This is a genomic window from Pseudonocardia sp. CA-142604 (assembly GCF_050948475.1).
GTDB lineage: Bacteria > Actinomycetota > Actinomycetes > Mycobacteriales > Pseudonocardiaceae > Pseudonocardia > Pseudonocardia alaniniphila.
Genome location: NZ_CP192045.1, coordinates 9,274,371 through 9,291,379 on the forward strand (window position 1 = coordinate 9,274,371; position 17,009 = coordinate 9,291,379).

The 17,009-nt window shown below is 71.6% G+C and carries 16 protein-coding genes; 6 read left to right on the forward strand and 10 right to left on the reverse strand.

From position 1 onward, the window contains the following. Positions 1-10: 10 nt before the first annotated feature. Together ACQPZQ_RS42285 and ACQPZQ_RS42290 are read right to left on the reverse strand one after the other, a co-directional pair. Positions 11-1,513 (reverse strand): GMC family oxidoreductase, encoded by a 1,503-nt coding sequence (locus ACQPZQ_RS42285; RefSeq protein ID WP_433290086.1) that lies wholly within the window; start codon positions 1,511-1,513, stop codon positions 11-13. A 132-nt stretch (positions 1,514-1,645) separates the two neighbouring features. After that, a complete protein-coding gene (locus ACQPZQ_RS42290) occupies positions 1,646-2,311 on the reverse strand; it encodes a helix-turn-helix domain-containing protein (RefSeq protein WP_433290087.1) in 666 nt (221 codons plus the stop codon). 178 nt (positions 2,312-2,489) lie between these two features. On the opposite strand from ACQPZQ_RS42290, the gene ACQPZQ_RS42295 reads away from it, so the two are divergent. After that, positions 2,490-3,788, forward strand: a complete 1,299-nt coding sequence (locus tag ACQPZQ_RS42295) for a DUF4232 domain-containing protein (RefSeq protein WP_433290088.1) — start codon at positions 2,490-2,492, stop codon at positions 3,786-3,788. A 2-nt stretch (positions 3,789-3,790) separates the two neighbouring features. On the opposite strand, the gene ACQPZQ_RS42300 is transcribed toward ACQPZQ_RS42295, so the two are convergent. Both ACQPZQ_RS42300 and ACQPZQ_RS42305 read right to left on the reverse strand, forming a co-directional pair. Then, the gene (locus tag ACQPZQ_RS42300) at positions 3,791-4,954 is read right to left on the reverse strand and encodes a DUF418 domain-containing protein (protein ID WP_433290089.1); all 1,164 of its coding nucleotides are present in this window, start codon (positions 4,952-4,954) and stop codon (positions 3,791-3,793) included. Further along, complete coding sequence (locus ACQPZQ_RS42305) at positions 4,941-5,540, reverse strand: hypothetical protein (RefSeq protein WP_433290090.1); 600 nt, start codon at positions 5,538-5,540, stop codon at positions 4,941-4,943. Before ACQPZQ_RS42305 ends, ACQPZQ_RS42300 begins: the two co-directional genes overlap by 14 nt. Before the next feature lie 121 nt (positions 5,541-5,661). Between ACQPZQ_RS42305 and ACQPZQ_RS42310 the strand changes: the two genes are divergently transcribed. Beyond that, positions 5,662-6,861 (forward strand): sensor histidine kinase, encoded by a 1,200-nt coding sequence (locus ACQPZQ_RS42310; protein WP_433290091.1) that lies wholly within the window; start codon positions 5,662-5,664, stop codon positions 6,859-6,861. Beyond that, complete coding sequence (locus ACQPZQ_RS42315; protein ID WP_433290092.1) at positions 6,858-7,508, forward strand: response regulator transcription factor; 651 nt, start codon at positions 6,858-6,860, stop codon at positions 7,506-7,508. Before ACQPZQ_RS42310 ends, ACQPZQ_RS42315 begins: the two co-directional genes overlap by 4 nt. 4 nt (positions 7,509-7,512) lie before the next feature. On the opposite strand, the gene ACQPZQ_RS42320 is transcribed toward ACQPZQ_RS42315, so the two are convergent. The 6 genes from ACQPZQ_RS42320 to thiD form a co-directional block, all read right to left on the reverse strand. After that, positions 7,513-8,562, reverse strand: a complete 1,050-nt coding sequence (locus tag ACQPZQ_RS42320; RefSeq protein WP_433290093.1) for a serine/threonine-protein kinase — start codon at positions 8,560-8,562, stop codon at positions 7,513-7,515. Between the two features lie 63 nt (positions 8,563-8,625). Beyond that, entirely contained in the window at positions 8,626-9,441 is an 816-nt protein-coding gene (locus ACQPZQ_RS42325) for an FAD binding domain-containing protein (RefSeq protein ID WP_433290094.1), read from the reverse strand. Next, positions 9,438-10,022, reverse strand: coding sequence for a (2Fe-2S)-binding protein (locus tag ACQPZQ_RS42330; RefSeq protein ID WP_241040186.1), 585 nt, complete (start codon positions 10,020-10,022; stop codon positions 9,438-9,440). Before ACQPZQ_RS42330 ends, ACQPZQ_RS42325 begins: the two co-directional genes overlap by 4 nt. Beyond that, the gene (locus ACQPZQ_RS42335; protein WP_433290095.1) at positions 10,019-12,310 is read right to left on the reverse strand and encodes a xanthine dehydrogenase family protein molybdopterin-binding subunit; all 2,292 of its coding nucleotides are present in this window, start codon (positions 12,308-12,310) and stop codon (positions 10,019-10,021) included. Before ACQPZQ_RS42335 ends, ACQPZQ_RS42330 begins: the two co-directional genes overlap by 4 nt. Before the next feature lie 167 nt (positions 12,311-12,477). Beyond that, positions 12,478-14,130, reverse strand: coding sequence for a phosphomethylpyrimidine synthase ThiC (gene thiC, locus ACQPZQ_RS42340; protein WP_433290096.1), 1,653 nt, complete (start codon positions 14,128-14,130; stop codon positions 12,478-12,480). 139 nt (positions 14,131-14,269) lie between these two features. Beyond that, the gene (thiD, locus tag ACQPZQ_RS42345) at positions 14,270-15,127 is read right to left on the reverse strand and encodes a bifunctional hydroxymethylpyrimidine kinase/phosphomethylpyrimidine kinase (RefSeq protein ID WP_433290097.1); all 858 of its coding nucleotides are present in this window, start codon (positions 15,125-15,127) and stop codon (positions 14,270-14,272) included. Between the two features lie 172 nt (positions 15,128-15,299). Here thiD and ACQPZQ_RS42350 point away from each other — a divergent pair, with 172 nt between their 5' ends. The 3 genes from ACQPZQ_RS42350 (at position 15,300) to ACQPZQ_RS42360 (ending at position 17,006) form a co-directional block, all read left to right on the forward strand. Beyond that, a complete protein-coding gene (locus tag ACQPZQ_RS42350; protein WP_241040182.1) occupies positions 15,300-15,740 on the forward strand; it encodes a nitroreductase family deazaflavin-dependent oxidoreductase in 441 nt (146 codons plus the stop codon). A gap of 65 nt (positions 15,741-15,805) precedes the next feature. Next, positions 15,806-16,405 (forward strand): class I SAM-dependent DNA methyltransferase, encoded by a 600-nt coding sequence (locus tag ACQPZQ_RS42355; RefSeq protein WP_433290098.1) that lies wholly within the window; start codon positions 15,806-15,808, stop codon positions 16,403-16,405. A 22-nt stretch (positions 16,406-16,427) separates the two neighbouring features. After that, the gene (locus ACQPZQ_RS42360; protein ID WP_433290099.1) at positions 16,428-17,006 is read left to right on the forward strand and encodes a Uma2 family endonuclease; all 579 of its coding nucleotides are present in this window, start codon (positions 16,428-16,430) and stop codon (positions 17,004-17,006) included. The last annotated feature ends 3 nt before the right edge of the window (positions 17,007-17,009 follow it).

Below are 17,009 nucleotides of genomic sequence, written 5' to 3' on the forward strand. Positions count from 1 at the left end.
GGGCCGCAGATCATCCCGCGAGCAGGACGGCAGCGCGCTCCGCGATGGCACAGACCGTGGCCTGGGTGTTGGCGGAGACGATCGACGGCATCACCGACGCGTCGGCAACGCGGAGCCCGTCGATGCCGTACACCTTGAGGTCCGGATCGACCACGGCCCCGATCCGGCAGGTCCCCACGCCGTGGAAATACGGCAGGAGGTTCATCCGGAGGTAGTCGCAGGCGCCGTCGTCGTCCACACCGGGGCCCGGAAGCACCTCCTCTCCGCGCCAGGGATCCAGCGCGGCCGCCGTGCCGATCTCCCGTGCGATCCGCAGGCCGGTGACCATCACCTGCAGGTCTCGTCCGTCGGTGTAGTAGCCCGGGTCAACGAGTGGGGCCGCGGCCGGGTCGGCCGAGGCGAGCTGCACCGACCCTCGGCTGCGGGGGTCCATCACCGAGAACGCGATCGAGTAGCCCACCTCGGCCCCGAGCATCGTCGGGTTGTGGTACGGGCTGGAGACGAAGAGGATCTGCAGATCGAGGGCGTCGGACGCCGCATCACTGCGCACCAGACCGCAGGCCTCGCCGTGGTTGTGCCGACCCGGTGGCATCGGCCGCCCCGCGCTGTAGACGACGCTCGACATCGGATGATCGTGCAGGTTCGCACCGACTCCGGGAAGATCCAGCACCACGTCGACGCCGACGTCGCGCAGATGGGCCTGCGGGCCGATGCCCGACAGCAGAAGCAGCTGGGCGGACCCGACGACACCCGCCGCCAGCACCACCTCCTCCGTGCAGGCGGCGGTGACCACGTCGGCGCCGACTCTGTACTCCACCCCCGTACAGCGTCCACTGTCGACGGTCACGCGGAAGGCATGCGCGCCGGTCACGACGTCCAGGTTGGGCCGCCGCATCGCCGGCGCGAGGTAGGCGTCGGCGGCGCTCTGCCGGACTCCGTCGACGATGTTGAGGTCAGGGAGGCCGAACCCCTCGTACCGGCCTGCACTGATGTCGATCGCCGTCGGGTGACCACGCTCGGCCGCCCCGTCCAGGAGCGCCCCGATCACCGGATGCGGTGGTCGTGCCGGAGCGACGGTCAGCGGACCGCCGACGCCCCGCAGTTCCGGATCGCGACCCTCGGCGTTCTCGGTGCGCATGAAGTACGGGAGCAGGTCGGCATACCCCCATCCCGTGGCACCTGCGCCGACCCACGCGTCGTAGCTCGACGAATGTCCGCGCGCGAAGAGCATGCCGTTGATGGCTGACGATCCGCCCAGCCCGCGCCCGCGCGGCCACGGCAACGCGCCCCCGGTGGCGGCGAGCTCGACGGTGCTGGTGCACCAGTCCAACGACGACCCCAACAGGGTCGGCCACGCAGGTGGAACGGCCGCGTGCTCCAGCGGGACACGGTCGCCGGCCTCCAGCAGGAGGACACGTGCATTCTCGTCCTCCGACAGCCGAGCGGCGAGCACGCAGCCCGCGCTGCCGCCGCCCACGACGATGAAATCGTGCACCGATGTTGCCGGAACCATTGCGCCGAGTCCTCCGGATGAAACGATGTTCGATCGGCTCCTCCCGAGAAATCGGGCGCGCCGTTCCTATTCAGCTTGCCGACCGGTTCCGGAATGTAGCGGCGCTGTGCCACTGAGCGGAACGAGAAAACGTCACCACCCGTCGCTCGCCAGCCGGCCGGCTTCGGCGTTGATCGTTTCGGCTACCCGGTCCAATGTGCTCGCCAACCGATCGATCCCACTCCCGAGCGGAAGCGTGGCGCTCAGCAGGGCGGCGCTGCCGGAGGCGAGCGGGAAGACCGTGGCGAGGCATTCGTACTCCGGCACGACCGAGCCACGCTCGACGGTTGTACCTCCCACCGTCAGGGCCAGGGACGCGGCCGATGCCGGGTGCGCGGCCGCCCGCATCTGCCATTCCGGGGGGATGGCCGGATCCACCAGCGAGCCGCTGACCTGGTCCAGGGTCACCGGCCCCGCGCCGTCCCCGACGAGGAGGAAGGTGGACGCGCCGGTGGACATCGCGATCCTCCGCAGGCGCGGGCGCGTCAAGTACCGCAACCCGGACAGCGACCGTGAACCCGGACCGGACCGGCCGAGGGACGGGCCCACGGTCCATGCCCGGTCCACCCGTTCGACCGCGCCTTCCGCCGCCATCTGCATCAGCAGCCGCTGGACGGTCGACTTCGGCAGGCCGGTGCGCCGGGCCAGCGTGCTCACGCCGATCGGCCCGGTTTCCTCCCGCAACTCACGCAGGAGCGCAAAAACGCTGCGCACCACGCTGCGACCGGCGACGTCGTCCATTTCGGTATCGGGCGCCACATTGTCAAGCTACCGACCGTCCCGGCTGGTCGAGCGCAATGATCCTAACCATTCGAAGAAATGTCGTCCCGGCCGGAACGGACGAATGGAACGCATCCCGCGGAGATCACCCACCCCACGCCCCCTAGAGTGCCGCCGGGCGCGGCCTCGTCCCGCGCGGGACGAGGGGTGCCTTTCCGTGCTGGACATCGACGTCGCCACGACCGCATGGCGGCTCCGGACCGCACGGACGGTCACGGTCGCCGGGCTGCTGGTGATGCTGGTCGGCGCCGTGGTCGCGGCCCGGTACACCCCCTTCTGGTTCGACCCGGGCGAGTGCAGCCTCCACGACCGCTGCGTCACACCGGAGTCGACCGCGATGCTGCAGGCGATGTGGTGGGTGGTGGGCATCGGCATCGTGGTCGTTCTGGCCGGCCTCGCCCTCATCTGGCGCGCATTACCGGGGACCCCAGAGCCCACCACGGCCTATCCACTGCCGGTGTGGGGCCGGGCCGGGGCCGCCGCCCTCGTGGGCGTGACGTTCGGCGGGGTGCTCGGGTTCCTCGTGCTGGGCTCCATGTTCTTCGCCTTCCAGGCCCTCCCGGTTGCGCTCTGCGTCTTCTGGCTGCTCCAGGGGCACGCGCTGGCCTGGGTCCAACTCCGGACCGCACCGCCCCGCCGGTCGGTGCGGGCCGGCTGGACGATCGGGCTCTCGGTGAGCGCCGTGGCCATCACGGTCGGGGCGTTGCCGGCCGTCCTCTACCGCGCGCTGGCGCCGTTCGTGATCGCGAACGCCGCGGTCCTCGTCGCCGCCGTCCTGCTGGATCAAGCGGTGCAAGCACGGGCCGGGCGCCTGAGCGAGTCCCGCCTCGTACAGCGACGCGCCGGAACGGTGATCGCGGCGCTCGCGGTCGCGGTCGTGGGGTACGTGGTGTTCATGGCGGTGCCGCACACGAAACCGGACGCGACCCCGCCGCCTGTGCCGCAACTGCACCCGGCCGCGCCCCCGCCCCAACAGCCGACCACATCGAGCGCTCCCGCCCCGGCGCCACCGGTCGAGGCCGATACCCCGTGCGCGCCCGACGATCTCACGTGGAGCACCACCGGGTGGGACGCGACCATGGGCTCCAGGGCCGTCACGATCGTCGCGACCCACCACGGGCGCCGTCCCTGCTACCTCGACGGGTTCGCCGCCATCACCATCGCGCAGGGCGGCCGCCCGCTCCACCTCGTGGTCGAGCCGAAATCCATCGCGCGGCCGGGCCTGCCGGTCGCCGCCCGGCGGGTCGGCGTCGCCCCCGGTGGAACGGCCGCGTTCACCGTGTTCTGGAAGGGGTACGGCGCCGCGGCGGACCATAAGACGCCGCAGACGCTCGACGTCGTGCTGCCGGGAGGGGCAAACCCGAGCGCCGTACCACTCGGTGATGGGCCGCCCCCGTTCGATGTCGTCGACGGGGCCACAGTCCACGTTGACGCCTGGCGCCCCGGCGTGCCCTGACCTCACCCGCTCCCGGCTCGCGCCGGCGCGCGCCCCATCCCCTGCACGCGGTGCGCGATCAGCTCCAGCGGCCCACGGTCGAACCACCGCAGCCACAGCACTGCGCCCACCATCAGCACCGCGCACACGGTTGCCCACAAGCCGACCACCCACCACGGCGGCGCGTCGGCGAAACGGGCCGCGAGACCGAGGCCCCAGCCGTAGCAGAGGAACGCACCGAGCACGTTCTGCGCCACGTAGCAGGACAGCGCCGTCCGCCCGACGGCGGCGAGCCCGCGCCGGGCCGGGCCAGGCGCGCACCGCGTCCTCAGCACGACGGTGGTCACCAGGGCGAGGATGCCGAGAGCGACCACCGGCGGGAGCAGGTAGCGGTCGACCAGGAACCAGTCCGGGCTGCCGAACGCCGTGAGCGCGTTCAACGGGAGTGCCACACCGAACCCGACGACCATCAGGCGTCGGCGGATCCGCACGCCCGCTGGCGTGTCGGTCAGCGCGCCCGCACGCAGCAGCAGCGCTCCGGTCAGGAACAGCACCGTGGCCGACGGGATGATCAGCGGGATCTCGATGCGGAACAGCGGGAAGAACTGCAGACGGTCGGCCACCTGTGCCGGCCAGCTCGCGGTGGCGGAGGGGTCGGCCACGGGCTGCGGGCCAGGGGTGTCCGGAACCGCGAGCAGCAGCGCGGTGATCCCGAACACCAGCGCGGCGAACACGGCGCCGACGACCGCGATCCACGCCCGGAGCACCCGGTCACTGCGCCCGATCAGGCACGCCACCAGCAGCGCCGCCACCGCGTAGCCCATGAGCACGTCGAACTCGAACACGAGGACGTAATGCAGCACCCCCTCGACGAAGAGGATCAGCGCCCGCAGCGGGTACCGGCCCGGCCACCGCAGGCCGCGGCGCAGCGCGGAGCGGTACTGCAGCTCGATACCGATGCCGAACAGCAGCGTCAGCAACGCGAGGAACTTCCCGTTGGACAGCAGCCGAAGGCCCGCCTCCACCGGGTCCTGCGTCAGGAGCCCACCCGACAGCCAGACGGACGCGCCGCCCGGAACGGCGAAGAGCCAAGCGTTGGATGCGAACGTGCCGAGGATCGCGATCCCGCGCAGGATGTCCAGCACGGCGATGCGTCCCCCGGCCGGAGCAGGCTCAGCCGCGGACATCGGTGGTCTCCGGGGCACGGGGCGGGGCGAGTGTTGTCCACAGTGGCCACCCGACGAACCAGATCAGCAGGACCACCGTGATTCGGCTGCCCCAGCCCCACATCGGGTCGGCGGGCCAGTCGAGCGGCGGGGGCACGCCGGTGCCGGCCACCGTCGCCGTCAGCAGCATCACGCCGAGCGCAATCCCCCAGGCCAGAGCCGCCTTGCTCCACTCCCGCCACTCGTACGCCACCTTCGCGGCGCCGTAGCGGGGTGGCCGCGGCGGCGTCGGCCCTCCGGCGAAGCGGTGCGCGAACCGGGCATCGGCCCAGCGGATCATCGTGTGTCCGAACGCGACGGTTCCGCCGAGGTAGACCGCGGCCAGCCCGTGCGTGAGGCCGGGTGGCGAGCCGCCCGCCACGTCGACGAGTGACGCCGACACCAGCACGACGTCGAGGACGGGCACGAGCAGCAGAAGAACGGTGCTGAGCCGGCGGGCCCGCAGCAGATACCGCGCGGCGAGGCCGGCGGCGAGCAGCACCCAGAAGCCCACCTCGCAGGCGCCGATGAGCAGCACCAGCGGGTTGTCCGACAGAAAATCCCCCATGCCGGGAGATGGTTCCCGCCGGGGACGCTCCGGTCGTCGGCCCTCGGACCGATCTCGCCGGCCGCCGGCGTACGACCTTCGATTGACGCGAATGATGAAGCCCGCGTGCTCAAATGTCCGCGTGCGGCTGTCGGGGCGGGAGCGTGCGCAGGACGCGCTCAGAGCCGTGGCCTACTTCGTGGTCGGCGGGCTTCTGCTGCTCGTCGTGCCGGAGGTCGCGGTGTCCGTGCAACCCGGGCAGGCCACGCCGCCACTGTGGACGGGGCTGGCTGTGCTCGCCGCAGCGTGCCTCGGTGAGACGCAACGGCGCGAGCGGCCGGTGCTCGGACTGGCCGTCGCCTGCGCCGCGGTGCTCACCGGCCTGTTGGGCTCAGGAAGCAGCCCCCTCGGGTCCGTACTGGTGGCAGGCGACATGCTCTACTGCGCCGTCCTGTTCAGCACGAAGCGCACGAGCCAGATGGTGACGGGCGCCTCGGCGGTCGTGGCCGGCGGTCTCGGACTGGCCAGCCTCATCTCCGACGGTGGCCGGGCGGCCCTGCTCACCGTGCTCAACCTCGGCCTGGTGCTGGCGGTACCCGTGCTGTGGGGCCACGAGGTGCGCCATCACCGTGAGCAGGCCGACGCCGAGCGCGAACGTGCCGAACAGGCCCGCCGCGTCGCCGAACTGGACCGCGCTGCCGCTGTCACAGCGGAGCGCACGAGGATGGCCCGCGACCTGCACGACGTGATCGCGGGGCAGCTCTCGGCCATCGCGATCCAGTCGGAGGCGGCTCTCACGATGTCCGATGCGGATCCGGCGACCCTGCGCCGGGTGCTCACGTCGGTGCGCCGGAACAGCGTCGCCTCACTCGCCGAGATGCGCACCATGATCGGCCTGCTGCGGGCCGACGACCCGGCAGAGGCGGAGCCGCTCACGTCGCCGGCCGGCCTCGACCGGCTCGACGCCCTGCTCGACGCCGGACGGGCCAACGGGCTGCGCATCGACGTGGACGACCGGCGCTCGGCACCGGAGCCGATCCCGGCCGCCGTCGACCACACGGCGTACCGCATCGTGCAGGAGTCGCTGACGAACGCGGCCAAGCACGCACCGGGCAGCAGCGTGCGGATGACCCTGCTGCACCACGACGGAGAACTGGTGATCGAGCTGCACAACGACCTCGTCGCCGACGCCCCACCGGCCGGCGGTACCGGTACCGGTCTGCTGGGACTCGGTGAACGCGCGAGCGCGGTGGGCGGCACGGTCGAGGCCGGCGCCCACGGACGGACCTGGAGCGTGCGCGCGGCGCTGCCCACGCCGATCCCGGACGGCGTGCCGCGGTGACGGTGCGAGTGGTGGTGGCGGACGACCAGGCGGCGATCCGCACCGGGCTGATGATGATCCTCGACTCCGCACCGGACATCAGCGTCGTCGGTGAAGCGGGCGACGGACTCGCGGCCGTCGCGATGGCCCGGCAGACCGCGCCCGACGTGGTGCTGATGGACATCCGGATGCCGGGCATCGACGGTATCGAGGCGACCCGCCGCATCGTGGGCACACCGGACCGGGTGTGTGAGGTCCTCGTCCTCACGACCTTCGACCTCGACGAGTACGTCGACAACGCGCTCGCCGCGGGGGCGGCCGGGTTCCTGCTCAAGTCCGTGGACGCGCCGTCGCTGCTCGCGGCCGTGCGGGCCGTCGCCAGAGGCGACGGGGTGCTCGCGCCGGAGGTCACCCGGCGGGTCATCGCGCGCCTCGCCCCACCGACCCGCCGCCCGCAACCACCTGCCGGCCTCGGCGATCTCACGCCGCGGGAGACCGACGTGCTCACGTGCCTGGGGCGCGGCATGTCCAACGCCGAGATCGCGGCGGCGCTGGTGATCACGGAGGCGACGACGAAGACGCATGTGTCGCGGGTGCTGACGAAACTCGGCCTGCGCTCCCGCGTACAGGCCGCGATAGCAGCCCAGGACGCTGGCCTGATGGGCTGAGGGGCTACCTCGTGACCCCGGACGGTGCGGGCGACTGATCCAGTTCGGCCGCGGCAGGGACGTCCGACGTCGACGTCGACGCCACGGTGAGCACCGCGACCGCCGCGGTGAGGATGCAGAGCACGATCCTGGACACCAGGGGCCTGCGCTGCCACCAGCGGCCCGGCTGCTGCCGGTGGCGCCCGTGCAACCGGCCCGCCGATGAACCGCGCGGCCGCAGGTACGGGTCGGCGGCCAGCACAGCAGCGACCTGGGCGGCCGTCGGCCGCCTGCGTGGGTCGTCCCTCGTCATCGCCTCGAGGAGCTCACCGAATCCGGGGGGCAGCCCGGCGGGCACCGCGGGAGCGCGGTGCAGCCGTGCCGTCGCCGACTCCACGGCGAGACCGGGGTACTCGCGGCGCGCGGTCAGCGCCTCCAGCAGCACGAGCCCGAGCGCGTAGACGTCCGCGGGTGGTCCGACATGCTCCCCGCGGACCTGCTCCGGCGCGAGATATGCAGCGGTACCGACCACGCACCCGTTGGCGGTCGCCACGGTCGCGTCGACGGTGCGGGCGATGCCGAAGTCGGCGAGGCGCGGCCGGAGGCCGTCGAGCAGGACGTTGGCCGGCTTCACGTCACGGTGGATGATCCCGCCGTTGTGCACGTGGGCCAACGCCTCGGCGAGCTGCCTGCCGAGCATCTGTACCGCGCCCGGCGCCAGCGGACCCCGGCTGATCCGCTGCGCCAGCGTCGGCCCCTCGACGAGATCGGTGACGACGAACGGCCTGCCGTCCGCGGTGCCACCGTCGTGCAGCCCGACCAGGCCGGGGTGACGCAGCCGGGCCAGCAGCTTCATCTCCTGCCGCTGCTGGCGCCGGTCGTATGCGGAGGCGCCCGCGTGGAAGTGCTTGACCGCCACCTCGGCGCCGCTCATCAGGTCGCGGGCGCGATGCACCACGGCCGAGGACCCGATACCGAGTACCCGGCCGAGGGCATAGCGACCTGCGATGAGCCGTCGACCGTCCGGGAAGGCTCCATTGCGATCCCCGGGCGGCGCGGACTCCTCGAGGCCCATTTCTCCCGGTTCCCCCGTTTCACCCATGTCATGCGCGAAACGGCGGATCGTCCCCTGGACGGGTCAGCGGGCAGCAGCGGTGGTGAGCGCTCGGCGGGTGAGGACCCTGGCCAGGTGGCGGCGGTACTCCGCGGTGGCAGCCAGGTCGCTCGACGGCTCGGTGCCTTCGGCGGCCAGTGCGGCGGCCTCCTCGATCGACGCCCCGTCCGCCAGAGCGGCCTCCGTGGCCGTCGCCCGCAGCGGGGTGGCGCCCATGTTGACCAGGCCGACGCGCCCGTCCACTGTGGCAACCCCGACGATCGCCCAGTCATTGGCACGGCGGACGAACTTCTCGTAGCCCCACCCGGCGCTCCCCGTGCGGGGCACCCGGATCTCGACGATCAGCTCGCCCGGCTCCTTCACCGTGGAGAACACGCCGGTGTAGAAGTCGGTGGCCGGCACCTCGCGCTCACCCTGGGGGCCGCGCAACACGATGGTGCCGCCGAGCGTGAGCACCGCCGCCGGCAGGTCGGACGCCGGGTCGGCGTGGGCCAGGGAACCGCCGAGCGTGCCGCGGTGGCGCACCTGCGGGTCGCCGACGGTGCGGGCCACCGCCGCCAGCAGCGGCACCTCGGCCGCCAGCACCTCGGAGGACTCCACCGCGCGGTGCCGGGTGCCGGCCCCGATCGCGACCTCGTCGCCCCGCACCTCGATGTAGCGCAGCTCGGACAGCCGCCCGATGTCGATGACGACCTCGGGGGCGGCGAGCCGGAGCTTCATCACGGGCAGCAGCGAGTGGCCACCGGCCAGCACCGTGGCGTCCTCGCCGTGCTCCGCGAGCAGCGCCAGCGCGCCGTCGAGGGAGTCGGGGCGGGCGTAGTTGAAGGCGACGGGGATCATGCACCGCTCCCGGTGGAGAAGCCCGGTGCGGACTCGACGCCGCCGGCCGGGGACTGATCGGCGTCCGCCGCGACGGAGGTGGTCTGTGCGGCGTCGGGGTTCTGGCCGCTCGCAGCGAGCACCGCGCGCACGATGTTGTGGTAGCCCGTGCACCGGCAGAGGTTGCCCTCGAGACCCTCGCGCACCTCACGCTCGGTGGGCTTCGGGTTCTCCTCCAGCAGGCTCACCGTCGCCATCACCATGCCGGGCGTGCAGAAGCCGCACTGCAGGCCGTGCTCGGCGCGGAACGCCGCGGGCACCGGGTGCAGCTCGGTGGAGTTCGCCGAGAGCCCCTCCATCGTGGTGACCGACTGCCCGTCGGCCTGCACCGCGAGCACGGTGCACGACTTGACCGACTCGCCGTCCACGAGCACGGTGCACGCGCCGCAGGAGGTGGTGTCGCACCCGATGTTGGTGGCTTTGAGCCCGACCACGTCACGCAGGTAGTGCGCGAGCAGCAGACGCGGCTCGACGTCGGCCGTGGTCTCCGAGCCGTTGACGGTGATTCCGACCTTGACGGTCTGGTTCGTCGATGTGGTCACTGCGCTCCCCCGGAGCGGTCGTTGCGCGTGCCGCCTTCGCTGCGCGCGGCATTGATCGCCTCCCAGACCCGTAGCGGGCTGGTCGGCATGTCGATGTGGCGGACGCCCAGGTGCGACACGGCGTCGACCACCGCGCTCTGCACCGCGGGAGTGGCGCCGATGGTGCCGGCCTCGCCGATGCCCTTCACCCCGAGCGGGTTGAGGGTGGTCGGCGTCTCCATTGCCAGCAGCGTGAAGCTGGGCAGCTCGGCCGCGGACGGGAACGCGTAGTCGGCGAAGGTGGCCGTCAGCGGGTTGCCGTCGTCGTCGTAGACGACCTCCTCCAGCAGCGCCTGGGAGATGCCCTGGGCGATGCCGCCGTGGCGCTGACCCTCGGCGAGCAGCGGGTTCACGACCGGCCCGGCGTCGTCGAGCGTGACGACCCGGTCGACCACGGCCTTGCCGGACTCGACGTCCACCTCCACGACGGCGACGTGCGCGCCGAACGGGAACGTGGGCGCCCCGCTGTCGAACACGCTGTCCACCCTCAGCTGCTCCCGCTCCGCGAGCTGCGCGAGCGAGACGCTGGTGTCCGTGCCCCGGACCGACACAGCGCCGTCGGCGACCTCCAGGTCGTCGACGTTCGCCTCGAGCACGTCGGCGGCCCGCTGCTTCGCCAGCTCCACGAGCTCGCCTGCCGCCTGGTGGACGGCGACGCCGCCGGTCTGCAGGCTCCGGGAACCCATGGTTCCCGCGCCACGCGGGATGAGGTCGGTGTCGCCGTGCTTGACCGTGATCTTCTCGATCGGGATTCCCAGGCGGTCGCTCGTGAGCATCGCCCACGCGGTGGCGTGGCCCTGGCCATGAGGCGACGTGCCCGTCAGGACCGTGACCGTGCCGTCCGGGTGCACCTCGACGGAGGCGTCCTCGGCGAACGCGCCACCACCGGTGATCTCGACGTAGGCGGAGATCCCGATGCCGAGCTGGACGACGTCGCCACGCTCGCGGCGCCGCGCTTGCTCGGCCCGCAGCTCGGCATAGTTCGCCCCATCCAGCACGCGGTCGATCGCCTTCGCGTACTCGCCGCTGTCGTAGATCGCCCCGCCCTTGGTCTCGAACGGGAACTTGTCCGGCGCCACGACGTTGCGCTTGCGGACCTCGGCGGGGTCCATGCCGATCTCGGCGGCGAACAGGTCCATGGCCCGCTCGATCGCGGCCGTGGCCTCGGGACGACCGGCGCCCCGGTAGGCACCCGTCGACGTCGTGGTGGTCACGACCGTGCGCGCCCGGGACTCGACCTTGGGGATGTCGTAGACGCCCGGCGCCATCTGGCGGGTGAAGAACGGAAGGAAGACGCCGAGGCGGGGGTAGCCACCTGCATCGGCCAGCACGTCGAGGCGGTAGGCGAGCACGTCGCCGTCGCGGTTGCCACCGATCGTGATGGTCTGCAGCTGCGCGCGGCCCTGCAGCATCCCGGTGAGGTTCTCCGAGCGGGTCTCGTTCCAGCGCACGGGCCGCTGCAGACGCTGCGCGAACCACGCCACCAGCGCGAACTCGGGGTCGGCCCCGATCTTCGCGCCGAAACCGCCACCCACGTCCGGGGCGATCAGGTGGATCAGAGCGGCGTCGACACCCAGCCAGCCGGCGATCTCGTCGCGGGCGGACTGCGGGTTCTGCGTGGACGCCCAGAGCGTGACGCGCCCGTCGTCGCCCCACACGGCCGCGGCGGCGCGTGTCTCCAAGGGCGCGGCGGCGAGCCGCTGGTTGACGATGTCGCGCGTGACGACGACGTCGCAGCCGTCGAAGAAGTGCTCGTCGAACTCCTGGTCGTGCCCGAAGCCGCCTGCGAGGTTGGTGCCCACCTCCTCGAAGAGGAGGACCTCGTCCTTCAGCGCCTCGCGGGGGTCGACCACCGCGGGAAGCGGGTCGTAGTCGACCTCCACCAGGTCGGCGGCATCCTGCCCCTGGTAGGAGTGCTCGGTGAGTACGGCGGCCACCGGCTCGCCGACGAACCGCACCTTGTCGGTGGCCAGCCAGGGCCGGACCATGCCGGGGTTCGCGCCGGCGAACAGCAGCGCCGGAGCGAGGTCGATGTCGGCGCCGGTGAACACCCCGACGACACCGGGCGCCTCGCGGGCGGCCTCGACATCGACGGCGGTGATCCGACCGTGCGCAAGTGGAGACCGCACGAACGTGAGGTGCAGCGCACCGTTCAGCCGTTCGTCGGTCAGGTCATCCGTATATGTGGCGCCCCGGGAGAGGAACACCGGATCCTCGGTGCGGACCACACGCGTGCCCATGATGCTCATCGCTTGCGAGCCTAGCTCCCAGGACACTTCTTCGTCTGACCGCGTGACAAGTTCTCCGGCACATGCTTCGGGCGCTCACACCGTCGGTGACCAGCGCTTTGCGCGGGAGCCACGTTCGCGTCGCGGTGCGCGGCGTCGACGTGGCTCCCGGCAATAAGGGGAGGTTCTCAGGCCTCCGACAGCGGCAGGTACACGCTGCCCCCTGCGCCGGTGAACTCGTCCGCCTTCTCCGACATCCCGGCCTCGATCGCCTCCACGCTCGTCAGCCCGTGCGCCTCGGCGTACTCCCGGACGTCCTGCGTGATGCGCATCGAGCAGAACTTCGGGCCGCACATGGAGCAGAAGTGCGCGGCCTTGGCCGGCTCGGCGGGCAGCGTCTCGTCGTGGAAGGCGAGCGCCGTGTCCGGGTCGAGCGCCAGGTGGAACTGGTCGAGCCAGCGGAACTCGAACCGCGCCGCCGACAGGGCGTCGTCCCGGGCCTGCGCGTGCGGGTGGCACTTCGCGAGGTCCGCGGCGTGTGCCGCGATCTTGTACGTGATCACGCCGGTCTTGACGTCGTCACGGTCCGGGAGCCCGAGGTGTTCCTTCGGCGTGACGTAGCAGAGCATCGCGGTGCCGCGCGCGGCGATCGTGGCGGCGCCGATCGCGCTCGTGATGTGGTCGTAGCCCGGTGCGATGTCGGTGGCGAGCGGGCCGAGGGTGTAGAACGGCGCCTCGCTGCACCACAGCTCCTCCAACTGCACGTTCTCCGCGATCTTGTGCAGGGGGACGTGGCCCGGCCCCTCGATCATCACCTGCACGTCGCGGGCGCGGGCGATCGCCGTGAGCTCACCGAGGGTGCGCAGCTCGGAGAGCTGGGCCTCGTCGTTGGCGTCGGCGATCGAACCGGGCCGCAGCCCGTCACCCAGGGAGAACGTGACGTCGTAGGTGCGCAGGATGTCGCAGAGCTCTTCGAAGTGCGTGTAGAGGAACGACTCGCGATGGTGCGCGAGGCACCACGCGGCCATGATCGACCCGCCCCGGGAGACGATGCCCGTGACGCGCTTCGCGGTGAGCGGCACGTAGCGCAGCAGCACGCCAGCATGCACCGTCATGTAGTCGACGCCCTGTTCGCACTGCTCGATCACCGTGTCGCGATAGACCTCCCACGACAGCGCCGCCGGGTCGCCGTTCACCTTCTCCAAGGCCTGGTAGATCGGCACCGTGCCGATCGGGACGGGCGAGTTCCGCAGGATCCACTCGCGCGTCTCGTGGATGTTCTTGCCGGTGGACAGGTCCATGACGGTGTCGGCGCCCCACCGCGTGGCCCACACCATCTTCTCGACCTCCTCCTCTATCGAGGAGGACACGGCCGAGTTGCCGAGGTTCGCGTTGATCTTCACGAGAAACGACTTCCCGATGATCATCGGCTCGGACTCGGGGTGGCGCCGGTTCGCCGGGATCACGGCCCGGCCGCGCGCCACCTCGGAGCGCACCAGCTCGGCGTCCACACCCTCGCGGACGGCGATGAACCGCATCTCCGGGGTGATCACCCCGGCCCGTGCCCACGCCAGCTGCGTGGCCGCGCCGTCGACGGGCTCCTGCGCGGCGATCCACGGCGCGCGCAGAGCCGGGAGCCCCGCGCGGACGTCGATCTCCGCGTCCTCGTCCGTGTAGGGCCCCGACGTGTCGTAGACATCGTGGTACTCGCCGGTGCTGAGCTCGATCCGGCGGACGGGGATCCGCAGGTCGTCCGGACCGTCCAGGTACTCCTTGTGCGAGCCCCGGATGGGACCGGTGGTGACCTTCGGTGCGACGGTGCGGTCCTCGAGTGCCGTCATGGCATCGTCCTTCCTACGCCGGCATTACCCGGACAGGTTCTGCGGTCGGCGGCGTCGGTCAGCCGCCCTCTCAGCCCGTTTCACCACGAGCTCCCGCGTGTCATCTCCAGTTGTGCTCACCGGCCGAACGGCCGGGAGATCAGGGGGTGGGCTCTTCCCACCAGTGACGGATGGCCCAGAGCGGCGACACCGGGCCGTGGCCCGCGCCGAGCGGGTAGGAGTTGCGGACGGCCTCCACGATGTAGCGCTTGGCGAGCACGACGGCCTCCGGCACCGCCAGCCCGCGAGCGAGCCCGGACGTGATGGCGGCCGCCATGCTGTCGCCGCCGCCGTGGGTGTTGCCGGTGTCGAAGCGGGGGCCGGGCAATTCGGTGAAGGTGTGGCCGTCGTAGAGGAGGTCGACGCAGCCATCGGTGTCCTCGCTCAGGTGCCCGCCCTTGACCAGCACGTATCGCGGACCGAGGCCGTGGAGCACCTTCGCCGCCTCGTACTGGGCGGTGCGGTCGTGCACGTCGATGTCGATCAGGAGCCGCACCTCGTCGAGGTTCGGGGTGATGACGGTGGCGCGGGGGAAGAGCAGCGTGCGGTAGGCGTCGAGAGCCTCGTCGGCCAGCAGCTGGTCGCCGTGCATCGACGCCGCGACGGGGTCGATCACGAACGGGATGGGGCCACTGCCACCGATCCCGACCCGGTCGCACGCCCCGACGATCGCCTCGATGATCGGACGGCTGGCGAGCATGCCGGTCTTCGCCGCGTCCAGCCCGATGTCGGTGGCGACCGACTCGATCTGGGCTGCCACCACCTCCGGCGGAATGGCGTGCACACCCGTGACGCCCACGGAGTTCTGCACCGTGACCGCTGTGACCGCCACGCATCCGTGCACCCCGCACGCCGCGAACGCGCGCAGGTCGGCCGGGATGCCGGCACCACCGCCCGAGTCGGTGCCCGCGATCGTGAGCACCCTCGGCGGCGTGACGCCCACCGTCGGTTCCCCCATGTCGCCTCCCTACGCCGGCATTACCCGGACAGGTTCCTTCGGTCGGCGGCGCCAGCCACCCTCTCAGCCCGCTTGCTACGAGCTCCCGCGTTGTCCCGACCGTAACCTGAAGAGCCTCTGGTGCGCCAGAGATCACGGAATGGCCGGGGGGCCGACGCGGTTTGGAGCTGACATGCCTCTGAAGGGTGAGTTCGAGATCAGCCCGGTCGACTGGGTCCGGGACATGACCAACAAGATCATCGAGAACGGCACGACCGACGGACAGACGATCCAGGATCGGGCCGTCGTTCTCGTGACCGTCCGCGGCGCGAAGACCGGCAAGCTGCGCAAGGTGCCGCTGATGCGCGTGGAGAACAACGGGCAGTACGCGATCGTCGCGTCGCTCGGCGGGGCCCCGAAGAACCCCGTCTGGTACTACAACGTCAAGGGCGACCCGCACGTCGACCTGCAGGACGGCACCGTCACCAAGGACTACACGGCACGTGAGGTCTTCGGCGACGAGAAGGCCGAGTGGTGGGAGCGCTCCGTGGCCGCCTACCCGCCCTACGCGGACTATCAGAAGAAGACCGACCGGCAGATCCCCGTCTTCGTGCTCGACCCGATCACGGACTGATCCCCGGCGCCCCCGGCGTCACGGGCATTGGCGCCGGGGGCAGCGCCGAGGGATCCTCGACGACCATGGGTGCCGTCTTCGATCGGATCGGCGAGGCTTACGAGCAGGCCTTCAGCGACCGGGAGGCGCAGCTCGGCCTAGGGCGCGACCTCATCTCCGGGCTGCCGTCCCGGGCGCGGGTGCTCGACCACGGGTGCGGCGCCGGTTTCCCCACTGCCCGGCAACTGGCGGATGCAGGTCTCGCGGTTCTCGGCGTCGACGAGTCGGATCGGATGCTGCGGCTCGCCAGGGAGCGGGTGCCTGCAGCCCGGTTCGAGCAGCGCGACCTGCGCGACCTCGACCCCGCCCTCGGCACGTTCGACGCCGTCACCTCGTTCTTCGCGCTGCTGATGCTGTCGCGCGCCGACATCTCCACGGTGCTCACGGGCCTGGCCGCCCGCATGCACGAGGGCGGCCTGCTGGCTCTCGGGATGGTCGCCGGCGACCTCGACGCCGTCGAGATCGAGTTCCTCGGCGTGCCCATGGCCGTCAGCGCCTACCCCACCCCCGAACTGTCGGCAGTCGTCACGGCTGCCGGCTTCGACGTGCTGCAGTGCGACGAGGTGCAGGTTCCGGGGGCGGGAAGCACCGAGACCCAGCAGTTCCTGCTCGCACGCCGCCGCTGACCGGCGTGCCAGACTCCGTCCCGTGACGATCCGGCCGGTGGCGCCGACCCACCTGCTGACTGTGGCCGAGTACCTCGAGATCGGAGAGATCGAGCCGGGCTACAGCGAGCTGGTTGAAGGTCGACTGCTGATGACCCCGACCCCAGCGCCGGACCACAACCGCGCGGCGCTGGAGATCGCGGTACGGCTCCACGGCCAGTTGCCGACCGGGCTCGAGGTCATCCCGGCCATGGACGTCGATCTCGAACTCGCGCCCGCCGAGGCCCCCGGCACCGTCCGCCGGCCCGATCTGGTCGTCGTGCCCCGGGAGGTGCGCAAGCGGGTGCGAGCCGAGGGCGGGACCATCCGAGCCTCCGAGGTGCTCGTCGTGATGGAGGTACTGTCCCCCGGCTCGCGGCGCACCGATCATGTCCACAAACGCGGCGAGTACGCGGACGCGGGGATCCCGCACTACTGGATCATCGACACCACCGACCCGGTCTCCCTCCTCGCCTGTCACCTCGCGGGCGAGTTCGGATACGCCGACGCCGGCTCGGTGACCGGCACGTTCTCGGCCACCGAGCCGTTCCCCGTCGAGATCGACCTCGGCGCGCTCCTCTAGCCC

Excerpts from the sequence above, each read along its gene's own strand:
- thiC (WP_433290096.1), bottom strand. The coding sequence starts at position 14,130 with ATGACGGCACTCGAGGACCGCACCGTCGCACCGAAGGTCACCACCGGT.
- ACQPZQ_RS42350 (WP_241040182.1), top strand. The coding sequence starts at position 15,300 with ATGCCTCTGAAGGGTGAGTTCGAGATCAGCCCGGTCGACTGGGTCCGG.
- ACQPZQ_RS42320 (WP_433290093.1), bottom strand. The coding sequence starts at position 8,562 with ATGGGCCTCGAGGAGTCCGCGCCGCCCGGGGATCGCAATGGAGCCTTC.
- thiD (WP_433290097.1), bottom strand. The coding sequence starts at position 15,127 with ATGGGGGAACCGACGGTGGGCGTCACGCCGCCGAGGGTGCTCACGATC.
- ACQPZQ_RS42325 (WP_433290094.1), bottom strand. The coding sequence starts at position 9,441 with ATGATCCCCGTCGCCTTCAACTACGCCCGCCCCGACTCCCTCGACGGC.
- ACQPZQ_RS42355 (WP_433290098.1), top strand. The coding sequence starts at position 15,806 with ATGGGTGCCGTCTTCGATCGGATCGGCGAGGCTTACGAGCAGGCCTTC.
- ACQPZQ_RS42300 (WP_433290089.1), bottom strand. The coding sequence starts at position 4,954 with ATGTCCGCGGCTGAGCCTGCTCCGGCCGGGGGACGCATCGCCGTGCTG.
- ACQPZQ_RS42305 (WP_433290090.1), bottom strand. The coding sequence starts at position 5,540 with ATGGGGGATTTTCTGTCGGACAACCCGCTGGTGCTGCTCATCGGCGCC.
- ACQPZQ_RS42335 (WP_433290095.1), bottom strand. The coding sequence starts at position 12,310 with ATGAGCATCATGGGCACGCGTGTGGTCCGCACCGAGGATCCGGTGTTC.
- ACQPZQ_RS42285 (WP_433290086.1), bottom strand. The coding sequence starts at position 1,513 with ATGGTTCCGGCAACATCGGTGCACGATTTCATCGTCGTGGGCGGCGGC.